Origin of the sequence: Phytopseudomonas daroniae (assembly GCF_004327275.1) — a bacterium.
Taxonomy (GTDB): Bacteria; Pseudomonadota; Gammaproteobacteria; order Pseudomonadales; family Pseudomonadaceae; genus Aquipseudomonas; species Aquipseudomonas daroniae.
Genome location: NZ_QJUJ01000003.1, coordinates 1 through 23,699, shown reverse-complemented (window position 1 = coordinate 23,699; position 23,699 = coordinate 1). Strand labels below are relative to the sequence as shown.

Sequence of the window (23,699 nt, the reverse complement as noted above, 5' to 3'; positions counted from 1 at the left end):
GCCCTAGGGTCTGTTGAAGCGCATAGCATAGGACACGCATCGCTCCAGATCCTGTAGACGATTCACGCTCAGCGGGTTTCCGCTGCCTGCTCGTCGTCCTTACGCCTGACCTGCTCCGGCCGCGACCAGATCCACAGCGCACCACAGCTCATGCCCAGCCCGGCGAAAATCAGCGACGGCGTATGCGCCACCGTCAGCAGCATGATGCCGAAGGCCAGCAGCATGCTCAGGCTCGCCGCCAGCTTGGTACGCCGAGTGATCACCCCACCATCGCGCCAGTTGCGCAGCAATGGGCCGAACAGGCGGTGGTTTTCCAGCCAGGCACTGAGCCGTGGCGAACTGCGCGACGCGGCCCAGGCCGCCAGCAACACGAACTCGGTGGTCGGCAAACCAGGCACTACCACACCCACCGCCGCCATGCCGATGCTCAGGTAGGCGAGCGCCAGCCACAGCCAGCGTGTCCAGCCACTCGCCATCGCCCGCGGGGTATCAGGCAAAACTACGTTCCAGGTGCACCACGAAGCGCTCGAACGCGGCAATCGCCGCCGCCTCCGCCTCACGCTCCTGTTCGGCATCCAGCTCGATCGCATCCAGGGTCGCGACGAACGCCTTCCAGCCTTGCGCTCTGCCGCCTTCCGGCTCGCCGAGATGGCGCGCACCAAAGGTCTCGCTCAGGCCCAGTGCAGGCATGCGCTTGAGCAGAAAGGCCGCGCCGAGCTTCGAGCCTTCGGATACGAATAGCCAGGCCAGGGCGGCGCCGAGCCCCAGAGAACGGCTACGAATGGCGTCATCGCCCTGCGGCACCGGCAGGCCGAGATCGGCCAGATCCAGACGCGCCTGCTCGACCCGGCAGCGCGCCGGCAGGTCGGGTACCAGCTCGATCAGGGCGGGGTCGGTATAGAGCTTTTCCAGGTCGTACTGGAACAGGTACTGGGCCGCGACGAAGCGCGCGAAGCGTTCCCGGCTGCTGAACGGGTCATGGCTCTTGACCAGGTCATCGAGCTTGCTGTGCGGCTCGTGAGTGATCTGGTTGAGACGCTGGGAACGCAGGGCATGGGACAGGGGCGATGATGCAGTCATGAGGGGTCTCATTGATGACGGAGAAACGATAGGGTTGCGCAGACTCGGATCCGAATGGCGTCGTCGCCGTCTGGACATCGGCGGTCGGCCATCGGCACGCCAGCAGGCCATGCGTACAGCCAACCTTTCACATTGATCATTAATAAGAGACGAACGAGCCCCCCGGAGTCAGTAAAAAAACTCGACGGGCGCTCAAGCGCCGGATCAGCTTTCTGAGCGGATCCGGGTCTCCCTGGACAAGGCCGAGGCATTCAGACCGGGTGGACAACGCTCTTTTTGTCCACCGTTGCGATCGTAAAACGGTGGACGGATCGGACCGCGTAGGTGAAGCGTCAGCTGCGCGCCCCGATTCACCCTACGAACCAAAGGCGATAGGCCTGATCCGGCCACGCCTGAAAGGATAGCATCCGGTAGCCGGCCCCATTAAAAGTGATTATCATTAACTCGTAGTCGGCGAACCGGATCTGCCCGTGACCACCTCTAATCTCGACAGCGTATTTCTGACCCAGCGCACCCCGCTCCTGCGCACACTGGTCAAGATGGTGAAGAACGCCAGCATCGCCGAAGACCTGGTACAGGAGACCTATCTACGGGTCGCCCATAGTCTGCGCGAGCACAAGGTCGAGCACCTGGAGCCCTTTCTGTTCCAGACCGGACGCAATCTCGCACTGGATCACCTGCGGCGCGTACGCATGCAGTCCAGAACCCTGCTCGACGATGTACCGGACGAAGTGATCCAGGCCGTCCCCGCACCCGGCTCCTCCAACGAGGACAGCCTGCATGCGCAAAGACTCCTGCAACGCCTGGGCAGCATGCTGGAGCAACTGAGCGAGCGCCAGCAGCGGATCTTCATCCTCAGCCGCCTGCACGGCCAGAGCCACGCGCAAATCGCCGCCCAACTCGGCGTTTCGCTGAGCACGGTGCAGAAAGAACTCAAACTGATCATGGCCATCTGCATGGCCCTGCTCGACAGGCTGAATCCGCCGACATGAGCGACTATCGTTTACCTGGACGTTCGGCCAGAATGGACGCCCCCAGTCGCGAGAATCGCTCGATGTCCCAACACGGGCCCACTGCCGAAAACCACACGCCGCAGGATCAGGCGCTCACCTGGCTGATCCTGCTGGAAGACGCAGACGATGCCTGCCGCGCGCGTTTCGCCGAGTGGCTGGACGTATCGCCGGCCAATGCCGAAGCCTTCCGCCAGGTACAGAGCCACTGGCAGTCGCCGCTGCTGGTCGAAGCGGCGGCGCGCCTGGAAACCCGGCGGCAAACCGCTGCGCCCGCTCGCAGGCACATGCGCAGGCTGCTGGCGGTCGCCGCCTCGCTGCTACTGGCCTGTGGCGTCATCGTGCAAAGCGATCTGCTGCTGCGCCTGAAGGCCGATCATGTCACCGCCGTCGGCCAGCGGCAGAGTCTGGAACTGGCCGACGGCTCGCATGTGCTGCTCAATACCGATACCGCCATTTCCAGTCAGATCGACGAGCGCCAGCGGGTCACTCACCTGTACCGAGGCGAGGCCTATTTCGATGTAGCCCGCGACAGCAGCCGCCCCTTCGAAGTCAAGGCCGGCCCCGTGCAGGTTTCGGTGCGCGGTACCGCTTTCGCCGTGCGCTACCTGGGCGACGAAGCCGAGGTCAGCGTCGAGCGGGGCGAAGTCGAGCTGCACTCGCGTGACGACGACACCCGCGTGAGCCTGGGCAGTGGCGACAGCATTCGTGTCGGCCGCAACGGTTTCGGCAACCTCGTCAATCGCGCCTCGGCCCCACAACTCGCCTGGGTGCAAGGCCGTCTGGTATTCGACAACCGTCCATTGCACGAGGTACTGACCGAGCTGCGGCGCTACTACCCGGGCTGGATCGTCAGCAACAGCCCGCACCTGAACGATCTCAACGTCACCGGCAACTATCGCCTCAACGACCCCCTGGAAGTGATGCGCTCGCTGGCCCAGGTGACCTCGGCACGACTGCATGAGTACCCGGCGCTGCTGATTCTCAACTGACCCTGAAAAATTTTTACGGCATTTCCCGCTCTCGTTCGTCCCGTCAGAAGCCAATGCAAATAATTCGTATTTTGCTACGTTTCGACGAACCCTCCAGAGAGCTCAACGATGACCATTCACTCCAGGCGCCCGCTGTCGCGCCGACTGTCCACTGCCAGCCTGTCCCTGCTGGCGCTCGCCATTTCGTGCGCCAGCCTGCCGTCGAGCGCCCATGCCGCCGATGATGGGCAGGGTGCGCAGCAGCAGAACCAGGCGAGTGGTTACCGATTCACCATCGCCCGGCAACCACTGGTCAGCGCGCTCAATACCTTCAGCGAGGTAACCGGCTGGCAGGTCGGCCTGCCCGCCGAACTGGCCAGCGGCGTCTATTCGCCCGGCCTCACGGGTCAGTTGCCGGCCGAGCAGGCGCTCGCACGCCTGCTCGAGGGTACCGGCATCACCTACCACAGCGTCGGCGCCCGCAGCGTGGTACTGATCAGAACCCCCACACAGGCGATGGCGCTGCAACCGCTGACGGTGACCGCCACACGCCGGGCGCAGAGCGTGAGCGAAGTCCCCAGCTCGGTCAGCGTGCACAGCCGCGAGCAGCTCGACCGGCAGAACGTCAACACCATCAAGGAGCTGGTACGTGACGACCCCAGCGTCTCGGTCGGCGGCACCGGCCAGCGCGCCGGCATCAGCGGCTATAACATCCGCGGTATCGACGGCGACCGGGTACTGACCCAGATCGACGGTGTCGAAGTACCGGCCAGCTTCTTCAACGGCCCCTACGCCAATACCCATCGCAACTATGTGGATCCGGAAATCGTCAAGCGCGTGGAAATCCTCCACGGCCCGGCTTCGGCGCTGTATGGCAGCAGCGCCATCGGTGGCGCGGTCAGCTACTTCACTCTCGACCCGGACGACATCATCAAGCCCGGCCAGGACGTCGGCGCACGCCTGAAGACCGGCTACAGCTCGGCCGACGATAGCTGGCTGACCTCCGCCACCGTGGCCGGCCGCCATGGCGACTTCGACGCCCTGCTGCACCTCTCCCAGCGCAACGGCCACGAGACCGAATCCTACGGCAGCACCGGCGGTACCGGGCTGACGCGTACCGAGGCCAACCCCGAGGACGTACGCACCACCAACATCCTGGCCAAGCTCGGCTGGAACTACAATGACAGCGACCGCCTGCAACTGACCTACGAGAAATACAAGGACGACCGCGATACCAACCAGTTGAGCGCGGTGGGCGGACCGTTCAATGCCGGTAGTGGCTTCGGCTACTACCATTCGCGCCAAGGCAACGACACCATCACCCGCGAGCGCTTCGGCCTGGAGCACAGTCTGGCCCTGGACAGCCTGCTGGCCGACAACCTGAAGTGGAGCCTGAACTACCAGATCGCCAAGACCGACCAGAGCACCGTGGAGAACTACGTTCCCACCAACTTCGTCACCGGTGCGGTGACTCGCGACGTGATGCGCTACCGGGACACCTACTACAAGGATCGCCAGTGGGTGCTCGACGCGCAGCTGGACAAGGCCTTCGCCATCGGCGACACCGACCATCTGCTGACCTACGGCGCCAACCTCAAGCACCAGAAGGTCACCGGGCTGCGCACCGGCTACGGTATCTGCCTGGCCGCGCAGACCAGCGGCACCATCAACTGCAGCGCCGTCGGCGCGGTGAGTACCGCCAGCGCCGACACTCCGACCCCGCAGAGCGACTTCCCCGCCCCGACCATCGACACCTACGGCCTGTTCGTCCAGGACGAGATCCGCTGGAACCAGTGGACCTTCCTGCCCGGCCTGCGCTACGACTACACCCGTCTGGAGCCGAAACTGACCGACGAGTTTCTCGCCACCATCACCGCCAGCAACGTCACCGAGTACAGCGACGAAACCAAGACCTGGCACCGCGTGTCGCCCAAGCTCGGCGTCACCTATGCCTTCGACGACCACTACACCTGGTTCGGCCAATACGCCGAAGGCTTCCGTACGCCGACCGCCAAGGCGCTGTACGGCCGTTTCGAGAACCTGGCCGGCGGCTATACCGTGGAACCCAACTCGGATCTCGACCCGGAGAAAAGCCGCGGCGTGGAAACCGGCCTGCGCGGCAACTTCGAGGGCGGTAGCTTCGATGTGGCGCTGTTCTACAACCGTTACCGCGACTTCATCGACGAAAACGCCATCACCGCCAACAGCAACGCCCTGGCCTTCCAGAGCCAGAACATCAGCCATGCCAGCATCCGCGGCGTGGAACTCAAGGGCCGCCTGAACCTGGACAGCTTCGGCGCCCTGCCGGGCCTCTACACCCAAGGCTCGATCGCCTATGCCCGCGGCCGCAACGACGATACCGGCGAGCCGCTGAACAGCGTCAACCCACTGACCGGCGTGTTCGGCCTGGGCTACGATCAGGAGCGCTACGGTGCCCTGCTGAACTGGACCCTGGTCAAGCGCAAGAGCCGCATCGACGACAGCGCCTTCAATGCACCGGACGGCACCAGCGGCCAGTTCCGCACACCGGGCTTCGGCATTCTCGACCTGAGCGGCTACTACAAGCTGACCGACGACCTCACCGTCAACGCCGGCCTGTACAACCTGACCGACAAGCAATACTGGCTGTGGGACGACGTGCGCGGCTATGACGGTGTAGGCGAAGCAGGGGTGACCAGCCCGGCCAACCTCGACCGTCTGACCCAGCCGGGGCGCAACTTCTCGGTCAATCTGGTGTGGGACATCTGACCCTCCAGCAAACACAGGGTGGCGCGCACGTCTGCCATGAGCGCCGTGCCCCATCCACCACACGTCGTAACCATGGCGGATGAAAGAGCGTCAACCGCATCGCTCGATGCCGGTTTCCGCGCTCTTTTCAGCACGGTTCCGTAGTGACCATCGAAGGCAGTGGTCACTGTCAGAACTGCAGCTCGAAGCCGCCCATGACGGTGCGGCCCGGGCCATAGGATTTGGTGAAGATGTCGGAGTAACCGCTGACGTAGCTGCGGTCGCGAATGTTCTCTACCGTGGCACGCAACAACAGGTTGCGGCTGACCCGGTAGCTGGCGAACAGATCCCAGGTGGTGTAGCTGGGCCACAGGTCGTAGTCCCAGTCCTCAGGGCCGCCGGCAGCGCTGTAGTTGAGGCGGGCGCCGAGCTCCAGGCTTTCGTTGAACCATCGGGTACCGACTACCCAGCTGCCGCGATCCATCGGCAGGTTGCGCGCACTGTTCATGCCGAACACATCGCCAGCGCAGGATTCCTGGGCATCCAGGTAGGCCTCGTAGGAGGCATAACCAGCTGCGATGGCGTCGTTATGGAAGTCCGAATAGCTGCCGTCTTCGCGGGGCATGTCTTCGCGAATGTTATCGCTGCCCAGGGGGTAGATTCTCTGGCAGATGTCGTTATCACCACCGATCACATGGGTGTAGTTGATACCCGTGTACCAGCGCCGTGCGTCGTAATCGAGTTCGAACTCGATACCACGAAAGTTCATCGGCACCTGATTATTGACGAACATGGTGTTGCCGAGGCCGCCGGTTCGGCCGGGCAGAGTGTTGACGATAGAGGTGATCAGGTAATTGTCGACCCGTGTGTCGTAGTAGGCGACCTTGGCCTGGAAACGATCGTCGGGGCGGATCAGCCCGACATGGTCGACATTGAAGCCCAGCTCCCAGCTGCGTGAGGTCTCAGGGTCGGCATAGGGGTTGGGATACATCCGCGCGAAGGGATCGCCGGGGTGCGAGCCCTGCATCAGCGACTCGGTAAGGGCCGGTGGGCGCCAGGACTTGCCCCAGGATGCAAACACTTCCAGCCAATCAGTCGGACGATACGCCGCCGAGAGCGTGGGCAGAAGCTTGTCTTGATGCTCATCTACCTGATATTCCCGCATTCCCGGATTGGAAGACCATCGGCCGGCATAGAAATCGGTGGAGTACCTGGAATCCGTAGTCGGATCGGCTAAGTATCCTTCGAACCGGGATATGTTGTTACAGGCATTGATCCGCTGGCTTTCCCGGAGGCTGAAGTCGGTGCAGTTTCTCCGACTGGTCTCAAGAGATTGCGTAATTTGCCTGTTGTAATACTGGGAGCGGCTTTCATAGGCCCAGTCAGTAACTGGAAGCTGGGTCTTACCCTTCAGCCAGTAACTGTCGTAACGCAGACCGGCAGAGAGGGTCACCTGCTCGGTCTCGAAGGTCAGGCTACCGAAGGCGCTGGCGATGCTGCGCTTGCCATTGGGATTGAGGGTGTTCTGCGCCGAGGCGATGGTTTCGCCCTGGTAATCGCTGCTGGTCTTGGAGGTGCCCTTGTCCTGGTAGTACTCCAGGCCGTGGTTGAAGCTGAAGCCCTCGGCACCGCCGAGGGTGAAGCGCGCGGTGTTGTCCAGGGTGAAGCCATAGGTATCGATACGCGTCTCGGTCTCATTGCCCAGGCCAGCTTCGCAGGCGGGTTCCCAAGACGCCGGGATCGGGTTCTGTCGGCAGAATCCCAGACGCCAGGCTGTCTCGGTCATATCCACGCCGTCGGTCACAATTGGCCGGCCAGCGTCGTTATCGCGTTGATTCTTGGTAGTGACGTAGTAGAGCTTGGCCTTGAAGTCGATCAGCGGCGAGTCCGGGTTGAAGGAGTAATCAAGGCCGAACGATTGCGAACGTGCGCTGGCATCGCCGTATTTGATCCAGGCCTCCTCACCGTCGCGAGCGGAACCGTCCACCGGGTTGGTTACCCGACGATCAGAGACATTGTTGTAGCCGAGGTCGGTTCCCACGTAGGTGAACTGCAGGGATTGCTCAGGGGTGAGGGTGAGACGGCCCTTGAACAGCTCGGAGTCCTGCTCCTGATTGGAGAACTTGATGCGGTCGACCACTTGGGTGACTCCTTCCCTACCATCCTGAACGCCGGAGGTGAGAAAGTCGAAATTCTCCCGCCGCGAGCCGGGGGAGTAGTCGCCGAAACTGCGGCGGCTGCGGGCGCCGAGCAGTTCCAGATTGTCACCGAAGCGCCCGGCCACCGCAGCACTGCCGATGAAGTTGACGCCATTGCCGTGGCCGCCCAGGCCAGTCATGCCCCGCAGGCGCACGCCCTGATCCTGACCCGGCAGGATGATGTCGTCATAGGCCAGGGTGCCGAAGTTGGCACTGCCGGCGATGGAGGTGGCACCGGTGACGTCCGAGCGTGGCCCCTTCTCGATCACCACACTGCTGATCAGCTCGGAATCCACATAGAGCTGACCATTGCGCTGCTGGTGGCCGTTCTCGTTGAAGTTCTGGCGCATGCCATCGATCATGGTGTTGACCCGACCGAAGTCCTGCATGCCGCGGATGTTCACCGACAGGCCGGGATCCTGGGCACTCACCGCGCTGTACACGCCCGGGGTCTCGACCAGCATGTCGGCAGCGTGCCGCGGCGGGTTGCGGTCGAGTTGCTCGCGGGTGATCACGCTGACCGATCTTGGCGTCTGGTAGATCCATTCATCAACGCGATCCGCCTGCACCTGAGTGGCACCCAACTCCAGCGCCGAGCCGGTCTGTTCGGGCAGCAGCTCCAGCAGTGCGCTGTCGGCGGCGACCAGGCGAAAACCCAGGCCGGTTCCCGAGAGCAGCCGCTGCAAGGCCTGCTCCGGGCTCAGCTCGCCTGCCAGCGCGGCGGACTGCCTGCCCCGGGCGATGACGGCCGGCACACCGACCTCCCAACCGGTGATATCGCTGAATCGGTTCAGGGCAGAGGTCAGCGGTTGCGCCGGAATGCCGAAGCGGTAGCGTTGTTGCTCGCTGACGATCTCGTCTGTTTCCGCCGCCTGGAGCACGCCACCGGCCATCGCCTGGGTCAGTCCGAGAACGATCGCCAATGCCAGTGGGTGGCGTTTATACATACCCTGTTTTCTCGGGTATTTGCCGATTGCCTGATCCATTGCCTCTCCCGTCACGAGTCATGTTAATGCGTATTAATCGCAAAGCCATGACATGACGACCCGGCCTATCGAATCGCGTAAAAATTTCTGCCAGGTTCGGACAAGGCCAGTGAACCGACACGGCCGAACGGTACCCAGCCATCCACCCGAACTGGCGGTTTCGCATCTGCAGGAGCCGGCCTACTCACTACATCTCGAACGTAGGATGGGCGACAGCCCATCACCCATGGATACCTGACGGATCACGGCAATTCGCTTCTCGCACAAGGCTCGGCAAAAGAGTTCGCCTCTACACCCTATGAATTACAAAAGCCTCAACGCCGCAGAATCAACACCCCCGGCCATTCGCTGAGTTCGGCACCGGCCAGGGCGGCGAGCGCGCGAAGCGTCACCTGGGGATTGTCCAGGCGATAGTTGCCGGTTACCGCCAGGGACTCCAGTTCAGCATCGGCCACCAGGATCAAGCCCGGATAATGACGGCGCAGCTCGTCGACGATCTCGCCCAGGGGCGCATCCTCGAACGCCAGGCGTCCCTTGATCCAAGCCAGGGACTGGCCAGTCGAGCGCTGCACACTCATCCGGCCATCGCTCAGACTGGCCTCCTGGCCGGCGCTGAGGCGTATGCTTTCGCTACCGGCGCTGACCTCGACGATGCCGCGTTCGACGCTGACCCGCACCTGCTCGTCCAGGTAGCGCACCGCGAATGCGGTACCGACCACGCGTACCTGTGCACTGCCAGCCTCGACCAGAAAAGGACGGGAAGGATCACTGGCCACATCAAAATAGGCAGCGCCACGCAGCAGCCGCGCACGCCGCGTTCGAGCATCGAAATCCAGCGCCAGGGCCGAGGCGCTGTCGAGCATGACCTGCGAACCATCCTCCAGGGGCAGGCGCTGCTGTTCGCCACGAGCGGTGATGATGTCGGCCTGCAAGCGTGTCGGTAGATCCGCCTGGGTGCCCAGCAGCAACGCCAGTACCAGGCTCGCTGCCGTCGCCCAACGCGACCAACGGCGACGGCGCCGTGTCCCCGCAGGCGTATGCGGTGCTGGCAGGGCGACCGCGGGGGCAGGCGCAAGGCGTGCGGCGGTGCGCACCGCCACGGCGCCGGCAAGCGATGAGTTCCAGGCACGCTCTGCCTGGTCGAAGGCCGCGGCATGGGCCGGGTCGGCATCCAGCCAGAGGATGAAGGCCTCGCGCTCGGCGGGATCGGCTTCCTCCAGGCGGATCAGCCAATCCAGCGCCGTATCCATCACCGTGGGCGGTGCCTGGTCAGGGATCTGCGATGACAGCACGGTATCGTTCTCGTTGGGCATTTTCACGGTCTTATCTTGTAGACGTCTGGGCGAGTGAAACGCGTAATCATGGCGCCTCCAGCCGGCTGTGAACGGCGACGCAGAGGGCCATGGCCAGCTTCAGATCCTTCTGCACGGTGCTCAGGGACACATCGAAATGCGCGGCGATCTCGGCATAACTCCAGCCCTGCAGGCGATTGAGTACGAAGGTTTCCTGCTGGCGCAGGGTCAGGCCGGCGATGGCGGCATCCAGCGCCTCCAGCAACTGCTGGTTTTCCAGGGTGCTTTCGGGCGTGGCGGCACGGGCGGGAACCTGCTCGATGACCGCGCTGGGCACGTCCGTCTGCACGATGAGGTTCTGCCGACGCAATCCGCGCAGGTGGTCAAGGGCCAGATTGCGGGCAGTCTGGAACATGAAGGGTGCCAGGTGCTCGACCGGATGCTCGGCCAGGGCAGCGGATACCCGCAAGTAGGTTTCCTGCAGCAGATCCTCGGCGGTGCTGCGGTTGCCGACCATGCGTTGCAAGGTACGCAGCAGGGTGCCGCGCTGTGCCAGGAACAACTCGTCGAACATCGCTCAAACCATCACGCTATACGAATCGCAAGGATGGTAATGCTTCTCATCTGCTGTGGGTAAAATAACTGTCGAGCGCCTGCAGATCAGCCAGGCAACCAGCCATTAGGCGATTGATGGGTTGGCACCTGCGCGACCCGACCCATCCTACTGGCTGCTGGCTTCCAAGTAGACCTCGCGTAACGCTTGTTTCGGCCAGCACCGCTCACGCGGTGGATGATGTTTTAGCACCATCCCTTTCAAGCTGTTCGGTACAGATGGCTACAACCAGGCGATAACTGCCATCAGAGTAGGATGGGTGAAACCCATCGGCGATTGATGGGTTTCACCTGCGCGCCCGCCCCTCCTACGGGGCATCTGCCGGGGCTGGAGATGACGCTCTTTCTGGACTGGGGAAGTAACCGCTCAATTGCTGTAAATCCGCTTCTCCCAATACCCCGGCCAGGTAGCGCAGTTGCAGCCAGGCACGCAGGTAACCGTAACGGGCCTCGGCCAGGTTGCTCTTCGCCTCGAACTGCTGCTGCTCGGCATCGAGCACGTCGAGGTTGACCCGCTCGCCGCCGATGACGCTTTTCTGCGTGGCTTCGACCAGGGTACTGGCGGAGGCCACCGCCAATTCGTAGGCGCGCACCTTGGCCACGCTGCTGACGCACTGGTTGTACTGGCGTCGCAACTCGACCAGGGTCGCGGCGGTCTGTGCATCCAGCTCGTAACTGGCTTGCTCCAGTTGCCGCGAGGCCTGCCGGCTGGAGGCCGTTACCCGGCCGCCGGCGAACAGCGGCATGCTGAACTGGATGCCGATGCTGTCGGTGTCGTACTTCTGGTTGTAGCTGCTCTCGGAATCCGAGCTGGTCAGACGTGAGCTGGCGTAGGCACTGAGGGTCGGCAGATGGCCGGCACGCAGACGCTTGACGTTCTGCTCGGCGACCTCCAGGCCATGGCGCTGGCTGGCCAGATCGGCGTTACTGGCCAGGGCCATATCGCGCCAGGCATCGAAACGCTGCGGCTGCAGTGGCTGCACCTCGAAGGTCTCGGTCATGGGCGTCAGATCCTGCATGACCAGAGGCTCGCCGACGATGGATTGCAATTCGTTCAGCGCTGCGTCCAGAGCGTCTTGCGCCTCGATTTCCTGAGCCAGGGCCAGTTCATGGCGAGCCTGGGTTTCCAGCATGTCGGTGCGGGTACCCTCTCCGCCCTCGAACAGCCGCTTGTTCAGCGTCAGTCGCCCGCCATAGGCACGGCGCTGGGCCTGGGCCAGGGAACTGCGTTCGGCAGCCAGCAGCGCGCTGCTGTAGGCCTCGAACAGGCGCACCAGCAACTCCTGGCTGCGGGCGCGAAAACGCTCGTCGGCCAGCAGCGCCCTGGCCACGCCCTGGCGGTATCCGGCCCAGGCGGCATAGTCGAACAGCGGTTGCTGCAGGGTCAGGTTGGAGGAGTAGCTGCGGTAATCGCGTTCGATACGGGTATCCGACTGGGTGACCTCCGATTCGTTGCGGGCATTGCTATAGGTGTAGCTGAGCCTGGGCAGCAGCGCCGCACGGCCAATGGCGATTTCCTCCTGTCCCGCCTCGTGCTCTTTGAGCGCGGCATGGAAGGTCGGATCGTTACGCAGTGCCAGGGCATAGGCATCCTGCAGGTCGAGTGCGTGGACGGATGGAACGAACAAGGCGACGAGCAACCACGACAGGCGATGCATCATCATTCTTCCACCAGAGCCATATGAGTGCGGTCGGCCAGCGGTTTGAACAGGTAGTTGAGCAATGAACGTTCGCCGGTACGCACGAAGGCTTCGACCGGCATGCCGGGGCGAATCTCCAGCCCTGCCAGTTGACGCATGCCCTCTTCGCTCACCTTGGTGCGTACCTTGTAATAGGGCATGCCGGTCTGCTCATCCACCAGGCGGTCAGCCGATACCAGAGTGACTTCGCCACTGACGCGAGGGGTCTTGCTCTGGTTGAAGGCGACGAACATCAGTTCCACCTGCAGGCCGGGATGCAGCTTGTCCACCAGCTCTACCGGGGCCTGGGCATCGACCAGCAGCGGTGCATCCCTGGGCACGATTTCCATTAGCGGCTGGCCCGGGCTGACCACACCGCCCTCGGTGAAAACGTTCAAGCCGACCACCGTACCGCTGGCCGGCGCCCGCACCTGGGTATTGGCCAGGTCGAACTCGGCGCCGTGCAGCCGGCTGGCCAGTTCCTCGGCGCTCAGGCGGCTGTCCGCCAACTGCTGCTGCACTTCCTTGCGGTACTCCTCCCGGCGCTGCTCGCTACGCAAACGCAGCTCCTGCACCTGGCGCTGGGTTCTACCGAGCTCGCCCAGGTCGCGGGAAATCTCGCCATTGATCTGGGCGTACAGGCGTTCGGTCTCCAGCAAACGATTGCGCGGGATATAGCCCTCACGCGCCAGCTCGCGCAGCCCGTTCAACTGTTCCTGCATGGAACTGCGCTGCGCTTCCTTGTAGGCTTTCGAATCGCGCAGCCCCTGCAACGTCGCCTCGGTGCCGGCGATGGTTTCACGTAACCCGGCCAGCTCCGAATCCAGAGCCTGGCGGCGACTGATCAGCAGTTGCTGCTGCAGGCTCAACGCGGTAGCGACCCAGGGATCGTTGCGATCCTGCTGCAGATCCGCGGCGAAATCGATTTCGCTCAACCCATCGCGCTCGGCCAGCCAGCGTGCCTCGCCGGCCCGGGCGTTGATGTATTGCACACGCAGGGAATCGCGCAACGCGCGCGCCTGGGTTTCATCCAGTTGCAGCAATACCTGGCCGGCCTGCACCTGATCGCCATCGCGCACCAGGATGCGCTCCACCAGGCCACCGGCCACATGCTGCACCGCCTGGCGGTTACCGGCGACTACCACGTTGCCGGAAACGGCCACACCCTTGTCCAGCGGTGCCAGCGCGGCCCACAGCAGGAACCCGCCAAAACCGAGCATGACCAGCCAGCGGCCGAAACGGGCATAGCCGCGCTCATCGAGTTGCAACACATCCGCGCTGATGGCGGCATCCTGTTTGAGGCTGGTTTGCATGGGTATTCCCGATCCTTGATACGTAGGAGCTGTTGCACAGCAACAGGCCGTAGGATGGGTCGGGCCGCGCAGGTGCCAACCCATCAGTTGCCGATGGGTTTCACCCATCCTACAAAATCAATAAAAATCAATTGGTTAGTATATTTTTACGAGAGCCGCCGCCAGCGTGTCGGTAGTAACAACGGGGCACCTCACCTTGCCGGCTCCTACGGTTTTCAATTTAATTTTCGATGCTCAGACGGATGTGCTCGGCTGGCTGCCATAGCTCATGCTGATGGAAGGCGCGACCTTCAGCGCCGGGGCGACCTGCGGCCGGGCGGCGGCCTGCAGTTCCTGCATCACCTTGGCCGCCGGGCCGAAGGCCTGCATCTGCCCGCCACGCAGGATCAGCAGCTTGTCCGCCCCCGCCAGCAGAGCCGGCTTGTGAGTGATCAGCACCAGCGTGCGCTTGTGTTGCTTGAGCTGTTCGATGGCCGACAGCAACGCCTTCTCGCCGGGGTCATCCAGGTTGGCGTTCGGCTCGTCGAGTACGATCAGTGCCGGCAGGCCATACATCGCCCGGGCCAGACCGATACGCTGGCGCTGCCCACCGGACAGGCCCGCACCGGATTCGCCAAGCACCGTGTCATAGCCCTGAGGCAGTTGCAGCACCAGTTCATGCACACCCGCCATACGTGCGGCGGCGACCACCTGGTCGGCATCCACCACACCAAAACGGGCGATGTTCTCGGCGATGGTTCCGGCGAACAACTGCACGTCCTGTGGCAGGTAACCCAGGTGCGGGCCCAGGTCGGCCTTGTCCCACTGATGCAGGTCGGCGCCATCCAGCCGTACCTTGCCGGCAAGCACCGGTTGCGCAGCCACCAGCAGACGCGCCAGGCTGGACTTGCCCGAGCCGGATGGGCCGAGCACACCCAGCATATCGCCGGCTTCCAGAGCGAAGCCGACATTGCTCAACACCGGATTGCGCGTGCCTGGCGCACAGGCGGTGATCCGCTCGACCTGCAAGGCGCCCAAGGGTATTGGCAAGGCCATCGCTTCGGCACGAGCCGGATTGCTCTGCAGCAACTGGCTGAGGCGCTGGTAGGCCAGGCGCGCCGACGTCCACTGACGCCAGACGCCAATCAGTTGATCCAGCGGGCTGAGCACCCTGCCGACCAGAATCGAGCCGGCGATCATCATGCCCGGAGTGATTTCGCCGGCCACGGCCAGCAAGGCGCCGAGGCCGAGCATCAACGACTGCAGCGCCAGGCGGACACTTTTCGACCAGGCACTGATCACTGCACTCTTCTCGCTGGCCAGGTTCTGCTGATAGAGAAACGCCTTGTGCTCACCGAGCCAGCGCTGGCGCAGATTGGCCAGCATGCCCATGGCTTCGATGGCTTCGGCGTTACGCAGGTTGGCCGTGGCCTGCTGATTGGCACGAATGGAGATGCGCCCGGCCTCGGCGAGCGGCGCGCTGGACATGCGCTGATTGAGCCAGGCCAGCAGCGTCAAGACTACCGCGCCAGCCAGCGCCAAAGCGCCCAGCCAGGGGTGGAACAGAAAGATCACCAGCAGATACACCGGGAACCAGGGCGCATCGAAGAAGGCGAACAGCGCGTTGCCGGTGGCGAACTGGCGCAGGCTGGTGAGGTCGCTCAGCGCCTGCCCGGCGGCCAGGTTGCCGCTTTTCAGGTTGGTTTCGAAGGCCGCGTTATAGACGCGCTGATTCAGGCGCATGTCCATCTGCGTACCCAGGCGAATCACCACATGGCTGCGCACCCACTCCAGCACGCCCATAAAGGCATACAGACCGACCATGATCAGGGTCAGCATCGCCAGGGTCATCTGGTTGCTGGAGGCCAGCACGCGGTCGTAGACCTGCAGCATGTACAGCGCCGGCGCGAGCATCAGCAGGTTGATGACGGCAGAGAATATGCCGACGCTCCAGAAGGCGCTCTTGTAGGCGGAAAGGGCCTCGATGATCTCGTTGCCCTTGTTGGTATTCGCAGGCTTCATGGGCGCCGCTCCAGACAACACAGCAATCGGGCAGCACACACAGCCCGGCTTATATCCGGCACGCACGCGTTGGTCGGAGACAGTCCGCTCATGATTGACTCGATAACGAAGGGGGCGGGAGAATCCCGCAGTCCACGCAACCAGTCTCGGCAAAAAGCTTGGTTGCGTGGGTTTTCCGGGCGGGTAAAAGAGCGATCTTTTATCCGCTTTTTACTGCATGGCGATCAGGCTGCCAGCAGGTAGTCTTCGGCTTCGGCGACACCGACCAGGGAGGCAAACGGCGTGCCGAGATCCTCGATGGTATCGACGTCAACATCCACACCGTAGCCGCTCTCCAGCACGGCGAGCAGGGCGCTGACATTGGCATTCATCAGGCCGTAGACCACCTCATGCACGTCGCCGCTGAAACCTTCAGAAAGCTCGCTGGTAAGCGGAGTATCAAAGGTAATGGTCAGGAACGGATTATTGACGGTACCGTTACCCGTCAGGCCACCCCCAAAGGAGATGGAATTGACAGTGCCGTAGACAGTATGGGTGCCTTGGTAGGTCTGCAAATCGAAGTCATACGTCAGATTGCCTTGAACCGAGAAGGCGTAACCATTTCCAGTGGTGAAGGCGTAAGTGTCGCCGTAGAGGTTGCCGTAATCCACTCCGCCGGTGAAGAATCCGCCGGTGTTGGTCGGGTGAGTGCCGGGAATGCCACTGCTAGCCCATGCCTCAAGTACGTCCTTGAAAGTGTCATCCGCATAGTAGTCGTACGGAAAGTAGCTCTCGTTGTAACCAACAGTTACTGTGCTCATTTCTGAACTCCACGATTAAGTTAATGTTCACACTGTTCATACAGTAAAACTGTATGTCCAACCAAGCAACGGCCTTGCCGCTACCATTCCATCGAGCGAAATCACTTCACTCAATTAGAATCTCAACTCGGAGCCCACTAGGAACGTACGCCCCGGGGCATATGTTTTCGAATAGTTGTCTGAATACCCACTTTGGTAACTCTCATCCCGTACGTTCTCCACAGTAAAGCTCAACAACAGGTTCTGCGTTGGCTGATACCGGGCATAGAGATCCCAAGTGGTATATGAATCCCATGGCGGCTCATTACCATAATCCGTACTGGCTTCGCCACGATGATAACGCACCCCAAGATCCAACGTCCGAGAAAACGCTCTCATCCCAAGATGGATACCATGCTGATCCATCGGCATGATTCGCGCCGAGTTCATGACTGATGAAGTAGGACATACAACCCTTGCGTCCAATAGTTCCCGGTACGAACCATATCCCGCTGCGATTGCCTGTAGATGCTCCGAAGTCATCGATCCATCCTCATTAGGCTGATCAAGACGATCAGACTGGACGCCTAATGGATAGAGTTTCTTGCAGAAATCATTTGGCCCGCCCAAATACTTCGTATATTGCCCACCGACATACCAACCGCCAGCGTCATAGTCTGTCTCCAGCTCAACCCCTCGAAACTTCATTTCCGCGAGGTTATTCACAAACATTGCATTGCCCAGCCCAAGAGCCGGAATCTGGCCAGGCATGCCATTAACCGACGAGGTATAAATAAAATTATCTACTCTCGTGTCAAAATAAGCCATCTTCATGCTTACTTTATCACTGGGCTTAAATAGATCACGATGTAAGATATTAAACCCCAGCTCCCAACTGGTAGAGCGCTCGGGCTCCAGAAGCGGATTGGGATACATATAAGCGGAAGTATCTCCGCTATGACCGCCCTCCCATAGGGTTTCAGTCATGGCAGACGGGCGGAAGCCCTTGCCCCAGTTACTGAATAGTTCGAACCAGTCCGTAAGCTGCCAAGAGGCCGAAATAAAAGGAGAGAATCTGCCCATGCTGCGGTCGACATCATATTCATAAGAACCCCGTTCTTCAATCCAATGGGGTTCGAAACGTACATCTGTCCATAGATCGACCGGACGCCTGCCGTCCAACAAGAAAGCTACCGCACCATCAATGCCCCCTGCATATCCCGCGGCGCAAGCGGCCGGGTTGTTTTCATTGACCTGCCCACAATGAAAATAATCCATGAACGAATCAAATCTATCCAGATAACTACTTTGTGTACCTGGCACATCTGTTTTTCCACGCAGGTGATACCAGTCATAGCGCAAGCCTGCTTTTAGCGTGAACGGCTCATGCTTTACTGTCAATGAAGCAAAGGCGCTAGCAACATCACGACGCCCATTGGGGTTCAAATTATTCCCAGCGTACTCATTGAGATACGCAGTAGAAACTCCATTACGATCAATGGAGTTTTTAGATTTACCCTCATCTTGAAACCACTCAAAACCATAATTCGCAGAAACATCCAAGTCACGCATGCCAACATCGAAATATGAGGTATTCTCCAGCGTCACCCCCCATGTATCGGTGCGAGTATTGACTTTATTCCTCATTCCATCCATGCAGTACTGAATCCAATCAGACGACACGGGGTTTTGTAGACAAAAATTTGCACTAGCGTTCCATACATTATCCGCCTCCGAATTTGGAGTAGGCATTGTTACACGCTGGTTATCGGTTGTAACAAAATACAGCTTCGCCTTTAAATCAATAAGCGGGTTATCTGGCGAGAAATTCCAATCTAAAGAATAAGAGTCTGATGACGCCTTCGCATCACCATAGGCGCTCCATCCATTAATATTTCGTTGCGACCAAGCTGAAACATTAGCGTAGGAATTTTCTGTATTTATATAAGAAAATTGAAGACTATGATCCTCATTTATTTTTAAACGGGCCTTGGCTAGCAAAGAATCCTGTTCCTGGTCGGAAAAACGAACTTCTCTAATTTCCTCTTGGCCTGTAGGAGTGATTCCTGAAGGGGGCAGCCCTGATGTGAACCATGTGCGACCGCGATCTCCGACCCTATACTCTCCTTGGTTCTTATTACTGCGCGCGAACAATAGCTCTAACCGGTCATCGAAGCGTCCCGCAACTGCCGCACTGCCTTGGAAATGCATGCCATTTGCATAACCGCCAACGCCGGTAGTGCCGCGCAGACGTACACCTTGATCCTGCCCCGGCAAAATGATGTCGTCGTAATCCAGCGTGCGGAAATTGGCGCTACCGGCAATCGCATTGGCGCCATACACTCCGGCGTTAGGGCCCTTCTCGATGACTACGCTACTCAGGAGCTCCGAATCGACGTACATCTCACCGTTGCGCCGCTGGTGACCACTCTCCACATGGTTCTGGCGCATGCCATCGATCATCATGTTGACCCGACCAAAGTCCTGCATGCCTCGGATATTTACCGATAGAGCAGGATTGTGGCGATCTACCGCACTGGTCACACCGGGCGTATCCACCAGCATGTCGGCGGCATGCCGTGGCGGGCGTTTATCAATTTGCTCCCGCGTGATCACACTTACGGAACGTGGCGTTTCGTGCACCCAATCCCTCTCACGCTCCGCCTGCACCTGGGTGGCAGCTATCTCGACCGTCCCGCCAACCTGTGCCACCCGCTCCACATTCACCCGCCGCTCGCCGGTAAAGCTGTAGCTCACCGGCAACCCGCTGAGCAGCAGGCCCAACCCCTGCTGCGGCGAATGCAGGCCTTTCAGTTCACGGCTTTGCAGGCCGGCCAGTTTGCCGCTGTCGAAGAACACCTGAATCCCGGCCTGCTCGGCGAAGGTGACCACAGCGCTCCCCAGCGGCTGTGCGGGAATATCGAAGGTGATCTGTTCGGCGTTGGTACTGGCTGGCGCCATGTCGCCGGCGGCCTGCTGCGCCCAGGCGGCGCCGCTGAAAGCGAGTGTCGCGCCTACCACCAGACTGCCGGCCAGGCGAACGGAGCGTTGCGCTCGTGATGCCCTGGCTACTTGATGACTCATTCCCCTAGCTCCCCATTTACCCTGCTTGTCGTGTGCCTTTCTAGTAATGAAAATCACTATCAATAGGCAAGACGCTCCAGCCCGGAAAACTCAGTAAGGAATTTTCGAGTTTTTTTCACAGGCGTTTGCAAACGGTGGAGAGCCGGGAGACGGCCCTACGGGTGGCCCAGCAGATCGCGGGAAACACTTCAGCGGCGATTGGGCCGTGAGGGCGCAAAAGCATCGCCGGCAAGCCGGCTCTCATCAAAGCTCAGATAACCCATTGATTTATATGAGCCTGCAGGATGGGTCGGGCCGCGTAGGTGTTAACCCATCGAAAATTGATGGGTTGCCACCCATCCTACAGGCTGCGTCGGCAAGCCAGCGTTCGTGTAGGAGCACGCTTGCGGGCGATTCGATTGCGCCATTCGGCAAGATTCGCGGCATGTGCAGGTCGTAGGATGGGCCGGGCCGCGTAGGTGTTAACCCATCGGCAAATTGATGGGTTGCACCCATCCTACAGGCCGCGTCGGCAAGCCAGCGTTCGTGTAGGAGCACGCTTGCGGGCGATTCGATTGCGGCCATTCGGCAAGATTCGCGGCATGTGCAGGTCGTAGGATGGGCCGGGCCGCGTAGGTGTTAACCCATCGGCAAATTGATGGGTTTCACCCATCCTACATGTGCGGCAGGCACCGGTGCTCAGTAGATCAGAGTGACACCGAGCAGGTCGGTATGCCGGGCGTGCAGTTCGCCGGTCAGGGTGGCGACGGCGCCGTCCAGCGAGTCCAGGCGGAATACGCCGCTGACCTTGCGTTGCGCCAGTTGGCCGTCGGCGATCAGGATATGCCCGTCGCGGTAGCGGTTGAGCTGCTGCGCCACCTGCGCCAGCGGCACCTGGTCGAAGATCAGCAGCCCGCGCTGCCAGCTGCTGGCGCGCGCCAGGTCGAGGTCGAGGCGCTCGATATGGCCATCGGCGTCGTAACGGGCGCTCTGCCCTTCTTCGAGGATCAGGCTGTGACTGTTCTTGCTGACCGCGACGCGGTGCTGCATGACGCCGACCAGGGCCTGCTCGGCGTCATTGCGGCTGACCAGAAAGCGGGTACCCAAGGCCTGGGCCTTGCCGCCGGCGCTTTCGACGATAAAGGGCCGTGATTCATGCTTGCCCACGGGGGCGGTCTGGAAGATCGCCGAGCCGGCCAGCAGTTCCACACGGCGTGCCTGCTCGGTGTAATCGAGACGGATGGCGCTGCGCGCGTCGAGGATCGCCTGACTGCCGTCGGGCAGTTCGACCGTGCGCACTTCGCCGGTGGCGGTCAGATGGTCGGCGACCAGCGGCAGGTACAGGGCCGGGCCCTGCGTCCAGCCGATTGCTGCCAACAGCAACAGTAGCGAAGCGCTGCTCAGCCAGCGCAGAGCACGTCGCCGACGTGGGCGCGCAACGGCAACGGCGGCGGTTGGTACACGACGTGGCGCCTCCTGCGCGGCAACCGGCAGGGCCGCCAGATCGCCCCAGGTTCGGCGGGCGAGCTGCAGCGCCTCGGCATGCCGAGGGTCGAGGGCGAGCCAGGCCCGTAGCGCCTGCTGCTCGTCCTCGCTAAGCGGCGAGTCGCTCATGCGCACCGCCCATTCGGCAGCGGCCTGGCGAATCCCGCGATCCTGCAGGTCTGGGCTATTCACGTCGTGCTCTCGGTTTCTCTTATAGGGGTAATGACGCTTGGGCGGCCCTTTTACCGTAAAAGTGCCCGGTGATATCGGTAACTTTTACGGTCATGGACGTTCACCCAGTCGTTCCATGACATGCGCCAGCGCCTTGGACAGGTGTTTTTGCACCGAGCTGTCGCTGATTTCCAGGCGCCTGGCGACCTCGGCATGGGTCAGGCCTTCGATGCGGTTGAGGTGAAAGATTTCGCGGGTACGCGGCGGTAGTTCGGCCACTGCACGTTGCAACAGCTCCATACGTTGCTGCCTCTCGGTCGTGTCTTCCAGACTGTCGACCTCATCTTCGACAGCGTTGAGCACCTCGTCGCCCACCAGGTCGGTCTTGCGGCGTTCCTGCTGACGGCGATGGTCGATCAGCAGGTTGCGCGCGGTGCGGTAGAGATAGGCCGGTGAGTTGTCGATGTGCTCGTGCCGCGCCTGCTCGGTCAGACGCAGGAAACTCTCCTGTACCAGATCGGCAGCCAGGTGCGGGTCACGGCTCTTGCGCAGCAGGAAGCTTTGCAGCGCTCTGGCGTGCTGCTGGAAAAGGCCTTTGAGATCCAGATCCGACAATCGACATACCTGACCTGAGCGGGAAGGAGCAGCATCTTACCGGCCGATGAGAATAGTTTTCAATTATCATTTTTGCCAAGACACTGCAGTAACCAGTCCAGTGCCGGCTGGCGCTGTGCCCGGCGCAGAATCGCCACCAGCTCACGGTGAAAGGTGAGTTCGCCCAGCTCCAGCACGCGTAACGCCGAGGGTCGCTGGCACCAGAGCCCGGCACGGGGAATCAGGGAAACCCCCAGGCCGCACTCGACCATGCGCACGATGGCTTCCAGTTCATCCAGCTCCAGTGCTTCACGGGGCGTCAGGCGCTGCTCGCGCAGGAAGCGCTCGACCTGGCGGCCACCGAAGGAACGCCGGTCGTAACGTACGAAGGGCTGCTCGCGCAGCAGCTGCAGTGGATCGTCTCCCGGCAGATCGGGCGGGGCGATCAGCACGAAAGGCTCGCGTACCAGCTCGACCTGCAGCAGCTCCTTGGGCAGTTCGAACGGCGGGCGGATCAGCACGGCCAGATCCAGCTCGCCGGCATCCACCTGGCCGAGCAGATCGAGGGAAACGCCGGGCACCAGCTTCAGTTCCACCTGCGAAGCCTGGGTACGAAAACGCACCAGGGCCTCGGGCAACAGCCCGGTCTGTACGCTGGCGATGGCACCGATCTTCAGTTCGCCCTGCCATTCCGCCAGCGCCGTGGGCAGGGCCATCTGTGCGTAGAGGCCCAGGATCTGCTCGGCCAATGGCAGCGCGTGACGGCCACCAGCGCTCAGCACCGCGCTGCGCCCGCTGCGGTCGAACAGGCGCACGCCGAGGTTCTGTTCCAGCACGCGCATCTGCGCGCTCACCGCGGACTGGGTAAGGCCGACACGCAGCCCGGCCGCGGCGAAGGTGCCATAGCGGGCAACGGCGACGAAGGTCTTCAGTTCACGGAGCATTGATCGACTTCATTTGAGCTGGATGGCAAGAATATTCGCTTTTAATCAAAAATCTTGCACTTAAAATCGATGGGCACCGACCTAAGGAGCCTGATCATGGCATTGTCCCCGTTTCACCTGGCCATTCCGGTCTACGACCTGGCAGCCGCCAGACATTTCTATGGCGAAGTCTTCGGCTGTGCCGAAGGCCGCAGTAGCGACCACTGGGTGGATTTCGATTTCTTCGGCCACCAGTTGGTGATCCACGAAGCCCCGAAGATGGCACACCAGGAAGCCGCCCACAGCAACCCGGTGGACGGCCACGATGTGCCGGTACCGCACTTCGGCGTGATTCTCGAGTGGCCGGTCTGGGAAACCCTGGCGCAGCGCCTGCAGGAGCGCGAGACGGCGTTCGTGATCGAACCCTACGTGCGCTTCAAGGGCCAGGTGGGCGAACAGGCCACCATGTTCCTGCTCGACCCGTGCGGCAACGCCCTGGAGTTCAAGGCGTTCAAGGATATGAGCCAGCTGTTCGCCAAGTAACTCAGCCGCCCAATCCTGCTCGGCTGCCCATGCCGACCCTGCGGATGGTCAACTCGTACCACACGGGGAATGGCGGGGAATGCATGATGGGTTTCACCCATCCTACGGGCCGCGCATCCCAATCCTTGTAGGATGGGTGCAACCCATCGCCGCCCAAACCCGCTCGGCTGCCCACACCGACCCTGCGGATGGTCAACTCGTACCACACGGTGAATGGTGGGGAATGCATGATGGGTTTCACCCATCCTACGGGCCGCGCATCCCAATCCTTG

Annotated in this window: 18 protein-coding genes; 4 read left to right on the top strand and 14 right to left on the bottom strand. The window is 61.5% G+C overall.

Going from position 1 to position 23,699, the window contains the following annotated elements:
* Nucleotides 1-68: 68 nt before the first annotated feature.
* Both DNK10_RS08120 and DNK10_RS08115 read right to left on the bottom strand, forming a co-directional pair.
* The gene (locus DNK10_RS08120) at nt 69-497 is read right to left on the bottom strand and encodes a YbaN family protein (RefSeq protein WP_423228073.1); all 429 of its coding nucleotides are present in this window, start codon (nt 495-497) and stop codon (nt 69-71) included.
* On the bottom strand, nt 490-1,080 hold the full coding sequence (locus DNK10_RS08115; protein ID WP_131191202.1) for a biliverdin-producing heme oxygenase: 591 nt from the start codon (nt 1,078-1,080) through the stop codon (nt 490-492). The genes DNK10_RS08120 and DNK10_RS08115 overlap by 8 nt, the downstream gene beginning before the upstream one ends.
* 470 nt (nt 1,081-1,550) lie before the next feature.
* Here DNK10_RS08115 and DNK10_RS08110 point away from each other — a divergent pair, with 470 nt between their 5' ends.
* From DNK10_RS08110 to DNK10_RS08100, 3 genes are all read left to right on the top strand, one after another.
* Nucleotides 1,551-2,072: an RNA polymerase sigma factor gene (locus DNK10_RS08110; RefSeq protein ID WP_131191201.1), complete on the top strand. Its 522-nt coding sequence runs from the start codon at nt 1,551-1,553 to the stop codon at nt 2,070-2,072.
* A 62-nt stretch (nt 2,073-2,134) separates the two neighbouring features.
* Nucleotides 2,135-3,082 carry a FecR family protein gene (locus DNK10_RS08105; protein WP_244216229.1) on the top strand — a complete coding sequence of 316 codons (948 nt, stop codon included), beginning with the start codon at nt 2,135-2,137 and terminating at the stop codon, nt 3,080-3,082.
* 108 nt (nt 3,083-3,190) lie between these two features.
* Complete coding sequence (locus DNK10_RS08100; protein WP_131181602.1) at nt 3,191-5,809, top strand: TonB-dependent receptor; 2,619 nt, start codon at nt 3,191-3,193, stop codon at nt 5,807-5,809.
* Between the two features lie 169 nt (nt 5,810-5,978).
* Here the strand turns inward: DNK10_RS08100 and DNK10_RS08095 are convergent, their stop codons facing one another.
* The 11 genes from DNK10_RS08095 to DNK10_RS08045 form a co-directional block, all read right to left on the bottom strand.
* Nucleotides 5,979-8,972, bottom strand: a complete 2,994-nt coding sequence (locus tag DNK10_RS08095) for a TonB-dependent receptor (protein ID WP_131181601.1) — start codon at nt 8,970-8,972, stop codon at nt 5,979-5,981.
* Nucleotides 8,973-9,286: 314 nt separating this feature from the next.
* Complete coding sequence (locus DNK10_RS08090; RefSeq protein ID WP_242674630.1) at nt 9,287-10,285, bottom strand: FecR family protein; 999 nt, start codon at nt 10,283-10,285, stop codon at nt 9,287-9,289.
* Nucleotides 10,286-10,331: 46 nt separating this feature from the next.
* A complete protein-coding gene (locus DNK10_RS08085; protein WP_165493585.1) occupies nt 10,332-10,838 on the bottom strand; it encodes an RNA polymerase sigma factor in 507 nt (168 codons plus the stop codon).
* Between the two features lie 346 nt (nt 10,839-11,184).
* A complete protein-coding gene (locus DNK10_RS08080; protein WP_131191199.1) occupies nt 11,185-12,534 on the bottom strand; it encodes a TolC family outer membrane protein in 1,350 nt (449 codons plus the stop codon).
* Between the two features lie 2 nt (nt 12,535-12,536).
* Nucleotides 12,537-13,868 (bottom strand): HlyD family type I secretion periplasmic adaptor subunit, encoded by a 1,332-nt coding sequence (locus DNK10_RS08075; RefSeq protein ID WP_131191198.1) that lies wholly within the window; start codon nt 13,866-13,868, stop codon nt 12,537-12,539.
* A gap of 234 nt (nt 13,869-14,102) precedes the next feature.
* The gene (locus DNK10_RS08070) at nt 14,103-15,869 is read right to left on the bottom strand and encodes a type I secretion system permease/ATPase (RefSeq protein WP_131191197.1); all 1,767 of its coding nucleotides are present in this window, start codon (nt 15,867-15,869) and stop codon (nt 14,103-14,105) included.
* 224 nt (nt 15,870-16,093) lie between these two features.
* Nucleotides 16,094-16,669: a heme acquisition protein HasA gene (locus tag DNK10_RS08065; protein WP_131191196.1), complete on the bottom strand. Its 576-nt coding sequence runs from the start codon at nt 16,667-16,669 to the stop codon at nt 16,094-16,096.
* Nucleotides 16,670-16,783: 114 nt separating this feature from the next.
* Nucleotides 16,784-19,732, bottom strand: a complete 2,949-nt coding sequence (locus tag DNK10_RS08060; RefSeq protein ID WP_131191195.1) for a TonB-dependent hemoglobin/transferrin/lactoferrin family receptor — start codon at nt 19,730-19,732, stop codon at nt 16,784-16,786.
* Nucleotides 19,733-20,410: 678 nt separating this feature from the next.
* Nucleotides 20,411-21,388 carry a FecR family protein gene (locus DNK10_RS08055; protein ID WP_131191194.1) on the bottom strand — a complete coding sequence of 326 codons (978 nt, stop codon included), beginning with the start codon at nt 21,386-21,388 and terminating at the stop codon, nt 20,411-20,413.
* Between the two features lie 90 nt (nt 21,389-21,478).
* Nucleotides 21,479-21,982 carry an RNA polymerase sigma factor gene (locus DNK10_RS08050; protein WP_131181593.1) on the bottom strand — a complete coding sequence of 168 codons (504 nt, stop codon included), beginning with the start codon at nt 21,980-21,982 and terminating at the stop codon, nt 21,479-21,481.
* 59 nt (nt 21,983-22,041) lie between these two features.
* A complete protein-coding gene (locus DNK10_RS08045) occupies nt 22,042-22,905 on the bottom strand; it encodes a LysR family transcriptional regulator (protein ID WP_131191193.1) in 864 nt (287 codons plus the stop codon).
* Between the two features lie 96 nt (nt 22,906-23,001).
* Here DNK10_RS08045 and DNK10_RS08040 point away from each other — a divergent pair, with 96 nt between their 5' ends.
* Complete coding sequence (locus DNK10_RS08040; protein WP_131181591.1) at nt 23,002-23,427, top strand: VOC family protein; 426 nt, start codon at nt 23,002-23,004, stop codon at nt 23,425-23,427.
* 1 nt (nt 23,428) lies between these two features.
* Here DNK10_RS08040 and DNK10_RS25990 read toward each other — a convergent pair.
* The coding region (locus DNK10_RS25990; protein WP_208738799.1) for a hypothetical protein at nt 23,429-23,699 on the bottom strand (271 nt) is incomplete at its 5' end.